Annotated in this window: 8 protein-coding genes; 3 read left to right on the top strand and 5 right to left on the bottom strand. The window is 71.2% G+C overall.

Annotated features, from left to right (window positions below; genetic code table 11):
* Positions 1-32 precede the first annotated feature (32 nt).
* The 3 genes from ACGFW6_RS37185 to ssd all read right to left on the bottom strand — a co-directional run bounded on the left by ACGFW6_RS37185 (position 33) and on the right by ssd (position 3,716).
* Positions 33-899, bottom strand: a complete 867-nt coding sequence (locus ACGFW6_RS37185; RefSeq protein WP_393520329.1) for a type II secretion system F family protein — start codon at positions 897-899, stop codon at positions 33-35.
* Positions 886-2,085, bottom strand: a complete 1,200-nt coding sequence (locus ACGFW6_RS37180; protein WP_393520327.1) for a TadA family conjugal transfer-associated ATPase — start codon at positions 2,083-2,085, stop codon at positions 886-888. The genes ACGFW6_RS37185 and ACGFW6_RS37180 overlap by 14 nt, the downstream gene beginning before the upstream one ends.
* 503 nt (positions 2,086-2,588) lie before the next feature.
* On the bottom strand, positions 2,589-3,716 hold the full coding sequence (gene ssd, locus ACGFW6_RS37175) for a septum site-determining protein Ssd (protein WP_393520337.1): 1,128 nt from the start codon (positions 3,714-3,716) through the stop codon (positions 2,589-2,591).
* 557 nt (positions 3,717-4,273) lie between these two features.
* On the opposite strand from ssd, the gene ACGFW6_RS37170 reads away from it, so the two are divergent.
* Positions 4,274-5,107, top strand: coding sequence for an HAD family hydrolase (locus ACGFW6_RS37170; protein ID WP_393520325.1), 834 nt, complete (start codon positions 4,274-4,276; stop codon positions 5,105-5,107).
* A gap of 435 nt (positions 5,108-5,542) precedes the next feature.
* Here ACGFW6_RS37170 and ACGFW6_RS37165 read toward each other — a convergent pair whose 3' ends face one another.
* Positions 5,543-6,367, bottom strand: a complete 825-nt coding sequence (locus ACGFW6_RS37165) for an oxidoreductase (protein WP_393520323.1) — start codon at positions 6,365-6,367, stop codon at positions 5,543-5,545.
* A gap of 144 nt (positions 6,368-6,511) precedes the next feature.
* Here ACGFW6_RS37165 and ACGFW6_RS37160 point away from each other — a divergent pair, with 144 nt between their 5' ends.
* Positions 6,512-7,522 (top strand): ATP-binding protein, encoded by a 1,011-nt coding sequence (locus tag ACGFW6_RS37160; protein WP_393520321.1) that lies wholly within the window; start codon positions 6,512-6,514, stop codon positions 7,520-7,522.
* Here the strand turns inward: ACGFW6_RS37160 and ACGFW6_RS37155 are convergent.
* Positions 7,512-8,819 (bottom strand): hypothetical protein, encoded by a 1,308-nt coding sequence (locus tag ACGFW6_RS37155; protein WP_393520319.1) that lies wholly within the window; start codon positions 8,817-8,819, stop codon positions 7,512-7,514. The genes ACGFW6_RS37160 and ACGFW6_RS37155 overlap by 11 nt on opposite strands.
* A gap of 298 nt (positions 8,820-9,117) precedes the next feature.
* On the opposite strand from ACGFW6_RS37155, the gene ACGFW6_RS37150 reads away from it, so the two are divergent.
* On the top strand, positions 9,118-11,616 hold the full coding sequence (locus ACGFW6_RS37150) for a SulP family inorganic anion transporter (RefSeq protein ID WP_393520317.1): 2,499 nt from the start codon (positions 9,118-9,120) through the stop codon (positions 11,614-11,616).
* Positions 11,617-11,923: the final 307 nt, after the last annotated feature.

Here is an 11,923-nt window from a genome sequence, read left to right as displayed (position 1 = left end):
GCCCACCCCTCACTCGCCCTCCCACTCAGCCCTCACGCCGCCTCGGCCCCTCGCACAATCCGAGTCGCCCACCACATCCCCAGCCCTTCCAGCACCCCGCCCACGACCAAGCACCCGAGCCCGGCCCCGGTGTGCAGCAGTACGTGCAGCGGGTCGGCTCCCATCGCGGCGCCGAGCAGCAGCCCCAGGACCGGCAACCCGGCGAGCATCAGCACCGTCGATCTGGCTCCCGCCAACTGGGCGCGCAGATCGGCACGCTGGTCCCGCTCGGCCCGCAGTGCGGCTTCCAACCGGTCGAGCCCGGCCGCGAGCCCCGCGCCCTGGTCCACGGCCACCCGCCAGCACGCCGCCAGACCCAACAGGCCCTCGGCACCCGGGTGCCGTGCCGCCGAGGCGAGCGCACCCGGCACATCTCCGCCGAACTTCGCCGCAGCCAGCACCGCGGGCTGCGCCTCTCCGAGCCCACCGGAGTCCCACGCCGCCCGCAGCAGCGCCTCACCCGGCTGCCGGCCGGCCCGTACCTCCCCGGCGAGCGTCGCGCACAGCACGATCACCGCCGCCATCCGACGCTCCCGCGCCCGGCGTGCCTCCCGTGCCAGCCGCACCCTCCGAAGCAACGGCACCCCGGCCGCCCCCGCGACGACCGGCAGCACCGACGAACCCAGCAGCGCCAGCACCAGCCCGACAGCAGCCGCCCACCATTCGGCACGGATCCGCGCCCGCAGCCGCCGCAGCTCCCCTGCCAACCGCCGCCAGTCGGCGGGCCCGGCGCCCACCGCACCGCCACCGGCCAGCAGCAACTGCGCCCGTCGAGCACCGGAGTCCGGCCCGCCCAGCAGCCAGACCGCGACACCGAGGAACAGCACGGCCGCGCCGGCCGACATCTCACCCACCCCCATCACCTCGTCCCTCACGTTCACCGGGCCTCGGCGCTCCGACGCCCTCGCCCAGGAGCAGCGCCCGCAGCCGCTCCCACCCCCGCTCGTGCGCGAACGCGTCCGGGCCCCACCGCAGCGCGGGCACGGTCCGCACCAACCCCGACGGATCCCGCTCCAGGACATGCACCTCGGCGATCCGCCGACGCCCTGTCCGGTCCCGCATGAGGTGAAGTACGACCGACAGGGCAGCCGCCAACTGGCTGTGCAGCGCAGCCCGGTCGAGCCCGGCCGCCGTGCCGAGCGCCTCCAGCCGAGCCGGCACATCGGCCGCCGCGTTGGCGTGGACGGTGCCGCACCCGCCTTCGTGGCCCGTGTTCAACGCGGCCAGCAGGTGGACGACTTCAGGTCCGCGCACCTCGCCCACGACCAGGCGATCCGGCCGCATCCGCAGTGCCTGGCGCACCAGGTCCTCAAGGCTGACGAGCCCGGCTCCCTCCTGGTTGGCGGGCCTGCTCTCGAGCCGTACGACATGCGGATGGTCGGGTCGAAGCTCCGCGGAGTCCTCGGCGAGCACGATCCGCTCGCCGTCCCCGACCAGTCCGAGCAACGCGCTCAGCAGCGTGGTCTTGCCGGTGCCTGTGCCTCCGCTGATCAGGAACGACAGCCGTGCGCCGATCAGCGCGCGCAACACCCGGTCCCCGCCCGGCGGCACCGTGCCGGCCGCGACCAGTTCGTCGAGCGTGAACGCCCGCGGCCGTACGACGCGCAGCGACAGGCACGCGCAGCCGACCGCGACGGGTGGCAGCACAGCGTGCAGCCGAGTCCCGTCGGGCAGCCGGGCGTCCACCCAGGGGCGCGCGTCGTCCAGTCGCCGCCCGGCCACCGCGGCCAGGCGCTGCGCGAGACGCCGTACGGCAGCCGCGTCAGGGAAGGACACGGACGTCAGCTCCAGGCCGCCGCCCCGGTCCACCCACACCCGGTCCGGCGCCGACACCAGCACGTCCGTCACCGAGGGGTCGGTGAGCAGTGGTTCGAGGGGCCCGCTCCCGATCAGTTCGGACCGCAACTGCTCGGCGGCCCCGAGGACTTCGGCGTCCCCCAGCACCCTGCCCTGCTCCCGCAGAGCCTGCGCCACCCTCGCGGGAGTCGGCTCGGCCCCGCTCTCGGCCAGCCACTGCCGCACCCCGTCCAGCAGCTCCGACGGCACGCCTCCCTCGACTGTCGGCGCCTCCGCCCAGTTCCCGGCCGACGGACCGGTCCGTACCACCGCCCCTCTCCGGCCGCCCGCACCCAGCGCGCCCTGCGGAACCTGCCACCCGGCAGCGGCGCCACCAGAGCCACCCGTACTCGCCTCGCCTTGCGACACCTGCCACCCGGCAGCAACGCCTCCCGAGCCGTCCGCACTCACCGCCCCCTGCTGCACCCGCCACCCGGCAACAGCGCCACCAGAGCCACCCGCACTCACGTCCGCCTGCGGCACCCGCCACCCAGCAGGCGCGCCACCCGAGCCACCCGCACTCACCGCCCCTTGCGACACCCGCCACCCCTCAGCGACGCCACCCGAGCCACCCCTCGCAGCCGTTCCCTCCCGAATCCCACGACCCGACCGCCCCTGTTCAGGCAACCCACCACCCGACGGCCGCCGCCCCGACGCGGCCCGCACCACCCCGGCCTCGCCCTCACACACCCGGCCCAGCCCCGACGTCGTACTCATACCGCCCTCGCCTCAAGCAGTGAGCGCTCCCAGAACTCCCGGCAGAAGCGCGCCAGCGGTCCCCGTCCGGCCGCGCCCGGCGGTTCGTCGGTGTCGTGCGGTCGCGTCAGCCCGGGTTCGACCGGTACCTCGCCCACCAGCGGCAGGTCCAGCAGCCGAGCCACCTCGCGGTCGTCGAGTCCGGGGGCGTAGGGGCCGCGTACCGCCACCCGCAGGTCCCGTAGGACGAGCCGGACCGCCGAGGCCACCTGCCGGGCGGCTGCGACGGCGCGCAGTTCGGCGGGGACCACGAGGATCCCGACGTCGAGTTGGGCGAGGGCTTCGGCGACCCCGTCGTCGATACGGCGGGGCAGGTCGACGACGACCGTGCCGCCCCGGCGCCGTGCCGCAGCGAGCACCGCTCGCATCGCCTGCGGCGGAACGGCGACGGATTCGCCGCGATCCCAGCTCAGGACCCGCAGGGAGTGCAGCTTCGGCAGTGCCTCCTCCAGCGCGCCGCTGCCGAGCCGCCCGCGCGAGCCGGCGAACGAGGGCCAGCGCAGGCCCTCGGTGGCCTCGCCCCCGAGGAGGACGTCGAGTCCGCCGCCCAGCGGGTCGCCGTCCACGAGCAGGGTGCGCAGTCCCTCGTGCGCGGCGGTGACAGCGAGAGCGCACGCGAGCGTGGAGGCGCCCGCACCGCCTCGGCCACCGATGACCCCGACGGTGAGAGCGGGGCGGCCGACACCCTCGACGACATCGGCGATGCGGTCGACCAGCCACTGCTCGCCGTCGGGCAGCATCAGGACGTGGTCCGCGCCGATCTCGACGGCCCGACGCCAGACCCCTGCGTCGTCCTGGTCCCGGCCCACCAGCACCACCCCGCTCCTGCGCCCGGCGGCGCGCACACGGCGTGCGGCGTCGTCGCCGACCAGGACCAGCGGTGCGGCCTCCCAACTGCCTCTGGGCTCGGGCACTCCGTGGTGGACCTCGGGCGTGGCACCGGCCGCGGCGCACAGGCGCAGCAGGTCGTCCAGCAGTTCGGCGTCTTCCGTGACGATCAACGGCCTGCCCGGCCGCCCGGAGGCGGCGGGCGGCGGATCGTGTGTGACGACTGCGGTCACGGTTTCCGTCCCCCTTCGCTGCATCACTCGCGCAGCCCTGCGGCCCCGCGATTCCCAAACGTGTGAAGAACCGGCAAACGGCCTCCATATGAACGGCCGATACGAACCGGCCAAACGCACCCGACTAACCAGAACCGGCCATCAAGTCGGCCCGAGCGGACGCGCTGGAATCACGGTGCAGCGATCCCGGAAATCGTGTGGATCTTGGTCGATAACTGTGGACAACTCGGTAGTTGTGAATATCGCCGTCACCCAAACCGGTGACCCCTGCACCGACCCCTGTGCGACTCCCGCAGAGCAGCGCGACGACTACACACCGTAACCAATCATGAGCATGCCGAACAGGCGGCCGCAGCCGCCTCGCCACAGCCCTGCGGCCGTGCTGGAAAGAGGAAAACCCACCCGGACATGCGACGACCCCCGCCGGGGGGGAGAGCGGGGGTCGTCTCCACGGCCGACTCGGGGGGGGAGGAGTCGGACCGGGTTAGCACGGTCGCGAACGATCCGTGACTTCCATGGTGTACCCGAGAGCCCTCTCAGGCAAACCCACGCGCCCACCTTACGCCGAATGGGCTCCGCCTATGCTCAGGGTCGTGGAAAACCACTCCTTGCCCCGCACAGCGGCCTTCTTTGACCTGGACAAGACGGTCATTGCGAAGTCGAGCACGCTCACCTTCAGCAAGTCGTTCTACCAAGGCGGCCTGATCAACCGCAGGGCCGCCTTGCGGACCGCATATGCCCAGTTCGTCTTCCGAGTGGGCGGTATGGACCATGACCAGATGGAGCGCACGCGGAAGTACCTCTCCGCGCTCGTCCGCGGCTGGAACGTCCAGCAGGTCAAGGAGATCGTCGCCGAGACGCTGCACGACCTGATCGACCCGATCATCTACGACGAGGCCGCCTCCCTCATCGAGGAGCACCACATCGCCGGCCGCGACGTGGTGATCGTGTCCACCTCGGGCGCCGAGGTGGTCGAACCCATCGGCGAGCTGCTCGGAGCCGACCGCGTGGTCGCCACCCGCATGGTCGTGGGCGACGACGGCTGCTTCACCGGTGAGGTGGAGTACTACGCGTACGGCCCGACGAAGGCCGAGGCCATCAAGGAGCTCGCCAAGTCCGAGGGCTACGACCTCGACCGCTGCTACGCCTACAGCGACTCGGCGACCGACCTGCCGATGCTGGAGACGGTCGGACACCCGCACGCCGTCAACCCGGACCGCGCGCTGCGCCGCGAGGCACTCGCGCGCGGGTGGCCGATTCTCGATTTCCACCGCCCCGTCCGGCTCAAGCAGCGGATCCCCTCCTTCTCCGTACCGCCGCGTCCGGCACTGGTCGCGGCGGCCGCCATAGGAGCCGCGGCGGCCACGGCGGGCCTGGTCTGGTACGCGAACCGACGCCGTGCGGCGCCTGCCTGACCTGCGCCTTCCGCTATCCGCACAACCCTCTCGACAAACCGGTGCCCGTTTGCAGCGATTTGAGAGCAAAAGTAAAGAACTGCGGGCAGGCCTTCCGCTTGGTTGTGACCTGGAGTACAAAGGAGTCAACGGCCCGCGAGACCAAGGACATCCGAGAGGATCACCTTAAATACGCATTTGGCCCCACGGACCGAGCATGAACATTGGGCACCCACGCGACGTCGACCCGTCGATTACGGGCCAGCCGCACCAGGTGACGGGCAAAGTTCCCGACCTGATGGGCAACATATCGAGGACGCCTGGTAACCCGGTGAACATGCCAGCGGCGGTACGAATACTCGTACCGCCGCAACTCTTGTGGGCACCGCGCGGGATTCCCGGAACTCGACGAAGCCTCACGCGCGCGTGCGCCGAGCCCCGCCGAGACGCCTCCCGCTACGCCGCCCCGCGCTGAAGCGCCTCGCACACCGCCGTCGACTCGCGCGCCCCGAGCTCGACCGCCTTGCCGCAGTGGGCGATCCACGCGGCCACGCCGTCGGGAGTGCCGGAGACATAGCCTTCGAGCGCCGCCAGATAGGCCGCGCGGCCGAGTTCCGCGTGGCCGACCTCCGCCGGGCAGACGGACTTGGGGTCGAGACCGCTGCCGACCAGGACGATCCGTTCGGCCGTACGGGCGACGAGGCCGTTGTGGGAGGTGAACGGGCGCAGCGCGAGGAGTTCGCCGTGCACGACGGCCGCCGTCACCAGGGCGGGCGCCGAGCCGCCCGCGATGATCAGCTCCGCGAGTCCGTCCAGTCGGCCGTGCACCTCCGCGGCACTCGGCAGCGGAAGCTCGATCAGAGGCTCGTCGACCGGCTCGCCGGCCTGGCGCGGACGCCCGACCTCGTCCTCGTTGTTCGCCGCCGCCACCAGATGCAGCCGGGCGAGCACCCGCAGCGGTGACTGCCGCCAGATGGACAGCAGTTGGCCCGCCTCGGCCGTCAGCCGAAGGGACGCTCCCACGACGCGCGCCTCGTCGTCGCCGCTGAAGTCGGTACGCCTGCGCACCTCTTCGAGCGCCCAGTCCGCGCCCGAGAGGGCAGCCGAGCCGCGAGCGCCGCGCAGGGCCGCCTCGGAGGTGATCTCGTTGCTGCGGCGTCGCATGATCCGGTGCCCGTAGACCCGGTCCACCGCCTTGCGCACGGACTCCACGGACTCGGGCACCCCGGGCAGCGAACCGAGGGCCGCGAGCGGATCGGCGGACGCACCTGTCGTACTCATGAGTACGACATTACGCGCCCACCCCTCAGGCGCCCGCCGCCCCCAACGAGCCGCGCGCCCCTTCGGTCGCCCGCACCCCTCGATCGAGTGGCCTTCTCCACCCGATTGCCACTTACAGCTATTGCTCGACTACCGTTGGTGAACATGAAAATTGCTTTCGTCGGGAAGGGCGGCAGCGGCAAGACGACCCTGTCCTCTCTGTTCATCCGCCACCTCGTGGCCACGGGCGCGCCGGTCGTGGCCGTCGACGCGGACATCAACCAGCATCTGGCTGCCGCACTCGGCCTGGACGACGCGCAGGCCGCCGCGGTGCCGGCGATGGGCGAGCAGCTGGCGCTGATCAAGGATCATCTGCGCGGCGCGAACCCGCGGATCACCTCGGCCCGGACGATGATCAAGACGACACCGCCCGGCGAGGGGTCACGGCTGCTGCAGGTGTGCGAGCCGAACCCGGTGTACGACGCCTGCGCCCGACCGGTGGAACTCGACGGCGGCGCCGTCCGTTTGATGGTCACCGGGCCCTTCACCGAGTCCGATCTCGGGGTCGCCTGCTACCACTCCAAGACCGCGGCGGTGGAGCTGTTCCTGAACCACCTGGTGGACGGCCCCGGTGAATACGTCGTGGTCGACATGACAGCGGGCTCGGACTCCTTCGCCTCCGGCATGTTCACCCGTTTCGACATCACGTTCCTCGTCGCCGAGCCGACCCGGAAGGGGGTCTCCGTCTATCGCCAGTACCGGGAGTACGCCCGCGACTTCGGAGTCGTCCTGAAGGTCGTCGGCAACAAGGTGCAGGGACAGGACGACCTCGACTTCCTCCGCGCCGAGGTCGGGGACGACCTGCTGGTGACCGTCGGGCACTCGGACTGGGTGCGCTCCATGGAGAAGGGCCGTCCGCCCCGGTTCGACCTCCTGGAGGAAGAGAACCACCTCTCCCTGCGCCGGCTGCGCACGGCCGTGGACGCGACGTACGAGTTGCGGGACTGGGAGCGCTACACCCGCCAGATGGTGCACTTCCACCTGAAGAACGCCCGGTCCTGGGGGAACGAGCGCACCGGGGCCGACCTGGCGGCGCAGATCGACCCCGGATTCGTGCTCGGGGAGAGCGTGTGCGCCCTGCCCGGGGGCAACGCCTCCCTGACGCCTACCGCTTGAGCGGCGGAGCCCCGGGCACACCCTTCGGGGCGGGTGCGGGGTGTGCCGACAGGAAGGACGCCCAGCCCTCCTGCGGGGCCTCGCCGACCTCCAGGGTGCGCAGCTTCCGCAGGGTCGCCGGGTCCTGGGCGTCGAGCCAGTCGGCGAGCTGCCGGAAGGACACGCAGCGCACGTCGGGCTTGTTGCAGACGGCCTCGACGACCTCCTCGACGGCGCGCATATAGGTGCCGCCGTTCCAGGACTCGAAGTGGTTGCCGATGATCAGGGGCGCGCGGTTGCCCTCGTAGGCACGGCGGAAGCCCATGAGCAGGCCGTCCCGCATCTGGTCGCCCCAGAACCTGTGCTTGGTGGGGTCACCCTGGCTCGTGGTGCCCGACTGGTTGACCATGAAGTTGTAGTCCATGGTGAGCTGCTCGTAGGAGTGCCCCGGGAACGGCACGAGCTGCATCGACAGATCCCACAGGCCCTCTCTCTTCAGGGGCCAGAGCTGGTTGTTGACGCCGCTGGAGTCATAGCGGAAGCCCATCTCGCGGGCCGCCTTGACGAAGTTCTTGCGGCCTTCCAGACAGGGCGTGCGGGCTCCGATGAGCTCCTTGTCGTAGTCGAAGGGCAGTGGAGACGCCGTCTTCGCACCGATGTTGGTCTTCCAGGACTTGACGAATCGTTTCGCCTGAGTGATCTCGTCCTTCCACTCCTCCACCGACCACTCGCCGACTCCACCGCCGCTGCCGCAGAAGTGGCCGTTGAAGTGCGTCCCGATCTCGTTGCCCTCCAGCCACGCCAGGCGCAGCTGCTTCACGGTGTCCCTGATTCCCTCCGCGTCGTTGAAGCCGATGTCGGAGCGGCCCGGGGAGTGCTGCGGGGGCCGGTACAGGTCACGCTTGTGGTCCGGAAGCATGTACACGCCGCTGAGGAAGTACGTCATCGTCGCGTTGTTCGCCCGGGCGACCCCGCGGAAGTGGGAGAACAGTTTCTGGCCGTCCTCACCGGCGCCGTCCCAGGAGAACACCACGAACTGCGGGGGCTTCTGACCGGGCTTGAGCCGTTCGGGCCTGGGCAGATGCGGCTGCGCGCCGGTGTAGGCGGTGGAACCGTCGCCGATCAGCCGGACCGCGTTCTGCGGCACGGGTGCCGCGGGCTTCGCCTTCTGCGGACCGGGTGCCGACTGCCCGCCCGTGTCCTGGCTCGCACATCCGGCGAGCGATACGGCGCAGACCGCTGCGGCGGCGGTACCCGCAGCAATTCGGTGTGTCGCGGCGGTTCTTCGTGGGGCGGCGAACCTGCGAGTGGCAGCCATGTTCGGTCCACCTACTTCCTTCTCTTGGAGGGCGACAGCGCCGCCAAGGTCGCACGGGACCCGAGAAGGAATTAATACGACAAGCCGACTAATTAGCCACTTCACTCATCAGGGGGATTTATTAGTCCATTTGCTCGGAAAAACTATTCCGGGCCTTTACTCTGCATTACGATCCGTTTACCGACAGTTGATGCATCCCGCCGCTGTACGCCGTGACCACACGGCCGCGACCCGACCCCCGCCCCGAGCGGGGGGACCGCCAGATCCGCGACCGCGCTGCCCGGAGGAGACGGGAAACATGTCAGCCTGCGTTCCGACCCGCGCCGACGAACCACGACGAGAAGAGCACAGCCACGATCCACACAGCCCCCCGACCCGGCCCCGCCGCCCGCACCTCGCGGGGGCCGACGTCTCGGCCTCCATTGCGGTCTTCCTGATCGCACTCCCCCTGTCCCTCGGCATCGCCCTCGCCACCGGCGCGCCCCTTCAGGCCGGCCTTGTCGCCGCCGCCGTCGGAGGCCTCGTCGCCGGACGGCTCGGCGGAGCCCCACTCCAGGTCAGCGGCCCCGCCGCCGGACTGACCGTCGTCACCGCCGAGCTCATCCAGCGGTACGGATGGCGTACGACCTGTGCCATCACCGTCCTCGCCGGCCTCGCCCAACTCGGCCTCGGCCTCCTGCGCGTGGCACGCACCGCGCTCGCCGTCAGCCCCGCGATCGTGCACGGCATGCTCGCCGGCATCGGCGTCACCATCGCCGTGGCCCAGCTGCACATCGTCCTCGGCGGCATCCCGCACAGCTCGGTCCTGGACAACTTGCGCGAGCTGCCCGCCCAGATGGTCCGTGTCCACCCCGCCGCCCTGTCGGTGAGCGTGCTGACCCTGGCCCTGCTGGTCCTCTGGCCCAGACTCCCCGGCCGGGCCGGGAAGCTCCTGCGCAAGGTGCCGACCCCGCTCGTCGCCGTCGCCGTCGCGACCACGACCGCCTCGCTCGTGGGCCTCAGCCTGCCCAAGGTCGATCTGCCGTCCTGGAGCAGCCACGCACTGGCCACGCTGCCCGAGGGGCCGGTGCTCGGGCTCGTCGCCGCCGTCCTCACCATCACGTTGGTGTGCAGTGTGCAGTCACTGCTGGGCGCGGTCGCCGTGGACAAGCTGGTCGCCGGCCGGCGCGAGTTGTCCGCCCAGGTCGAGCGCTCCGACCTGGACCGCGAGCTGCTCGGCCAGGGCGCCGCCAATGTCGTCTCCGGCGCGCTCGGCGGGCTGCCCATCGCGGGTGTGGCCGTGCGCAGTTCCGCGAATGTGCAGGCCGGTGCCGTGAGCCGGAACTCCACGATGCTGCACGGCGTTCTCGTAGTAGTCGCCGCGCTGCTGATGGTCCCGATCCTGGAGCTCATCCCGCTCGCCTCGCTCGCCGCCCTGGTGATGGCCGTCGGCATCCAGATGGTGTCCCTGCACCACATCCGCACGGTGACCCGCCACCGAGAGGTGCTGGTGTACGCCGTCACCACCCTCGGCGTGGTGTTCTTCGGCGTCCTGGAGGGTGTGGCCGTGGGCATCGCCATGGCCGTCGGCGTCGCCCTGCACCGCCTCACCCGCACCCGGATCACCTACGACGAGACGGAAGGAGTCCATCACGTCCATGTACGCGGGCAGTTGACCTTCCTCGCGGTGCCGCGCCTGAGCCGGACCCTGCATCTCGTGCCCCGAGGCGCCGACGCCGTCGTGGAGTTGGACGGGTCGTTCATGGACCACGCGGCGTACGAGTCCCTCCAGGACTGGCAGAACACGCACACCGTGCACGGCGGCAGCGTCGAGCTGGTCGGCCGCAGGTCCGGGGTCCGCATCGGTGAGCCGACGGGACCGGCCGGCCTCCAGGCCCTCACCGGGGCCGCCGCTGACGGGACGCCCGACTGCCGCTGCCACCCCTGGACGCCCTGGCGCAACCACCAGTGCGAGATCCCCGACGCCGCCCTGCCCCATGACGGGCAGCCCCGGGACGCCCAGTCCGCCGTGACCGACGGCACCACAGCACCGTCCGACGCCGCCTCCTCCGACGGCACCATGCGGACCACTGGACCCGACGACCGTACGGGCGAACCCGACAGGGTCACCGGGCCCGGCGTCCCCGACGGGCCTCACCAACTCGCCCGCGGCATCAGCGCATTCCAGCGCAACACCGCGCCCCTGGTACGGGGCGAGCTGGCGAGGCTGGCGCGTGAGGGGCAGCAGCCCTCACAGCTGTTCCTCACCTGTGCGGACTCACGGCTGGTCACGTCGATGATCACCTCCAGTGGTCCCGGCGACCTGTTCGTGGTGCGCAACGTGGGCAATCTCGTTCCGCTGCCCGGGCGGGAGAGCGGGGACGACTCGGTGGCGGCGGCGATCGAGTACGCGGTGGACGTGCTCCAGGTGCGGTCGATCACGGTGTGCGGGCACTCCGGGTGCGGGGCCATGCAGGCGCTGCTGACCTCCGAGCCGGGCGCCGCGCAGACTCCGCTCAGGCGGTGGCTGCGGCACGGTCAGCCGAGTCTGGAGCGGATGTCCGACGAGAGCCGGCCCTGGACCAGGCTCGCCGGGCGGGCACCCGCCGACGCGGTCGAGCAGCTCTGCCTGACCAATGTGGTGCAGCAGTTGGAGCATCTGCGCGCCCATGAGTCGGTGGCCCGGGCGTTGCGCGCGGGTGCGCTGGAGCTGCACGGGATGTACTTCCACGTGGGCGAGGCGCAGGCGTACCTGCTCACCGAAGGACACGAGGACAGGGTGTTCGACCACGTGGGTGTGGCGGATCTGTCGGCCTGACGCAGACACGTGCGCGCGGCCCCGCTCCCTCGCGGGGCCGCGTTTATGTGCGGGCCACGCTTCCGTGTGGGGCGCTCTTCCGCGCTGGCGGCACTTCCGTGCCGCTGACGCTTCCGTGCCGCCGGCGCTTCCGCCTCCCCGGCGCTTCCGTGTCCCCGCGTTTCGGTGTGGTCCGTGTTTCGCCTGCGTCCGGCCAGGATGTGAGAGGGGTTACAGACCTGAACCGCCCTCGTCCGGTGTCCGTGGAAACGGATGACCCCGGCATGGAGAGCGGCTCGGGCCTCACCCTGCTGACAGGTCTAAACCA

Origin of the sequence: Streptomyces sp. Y7, assembly GCF_043195415.1 — a bacterium.
Classification (GTDB): domain Bacteria; phylum Actinomycetota; class Actinomycetes; order Streptomycetales; family Streptomycetaceae; genus Streptomyces.
Note: the sequence above shows the minus strand (reverse complement) of the source record. Positions and strands in the feature narration are given on the sequence as shown.

Excerpts from the sequence above, each read along its gene's own strand:
- ACGFW6_RS37185 (WP_393520329.1), bottom strand. The coding sequence starts at position 899 with ATGGGGGTGGGTGAGATGTCGGCCGGCGCGGCCGTGCTGTTCCTCGGT.
- ssd (WP_393520337.1), bottom strand. The coding sequence starts at position 3,716 with ATGCAGCGAAGGGGGACGGAAACCGTGACCGCAGTCGTCACACACGAT.
- ACGFW6_RS37170 (WP_393520325.1), top strand. The coding sequence starts at position 4,274 with ATGCTCAGGGTCGTGGAAAACCACTCCTTGCCCCGCACAGCGGCCTTC.
- ACGFW6_RS37165 (WP_393520323.1), bottom strand. The coding sequence starts at position 6,367 with ATGAGTACGACAGGTGCGTCCGCCGATCCGCTCGCGGCCCTCGGTTCG.
- ACGFW6_RS37160 (WP_393520321.1), top strand. The coding sequence starts at position 6,512 with ATGAAAATTGCTTTCGTCGGGAAGGGCGGCAGCGGCAAGACGACCCTG.
- ACGFW6_RS37155 (WP_393520319.1), bottom strand. The coding sequence starts at position 8,819 with ATGGCTGCCACTCGCAGGTTCGCCGCCCCACGAAGAACCGCCGCGACA.
- ACGFW6_RS37150 (WP_393520317.1), top strand. The coding sequence starts at position 9,118 with ATGTCAGCCTGCGTTCCGACCCGCGCCGACGAACCACGACGAGAAGAG.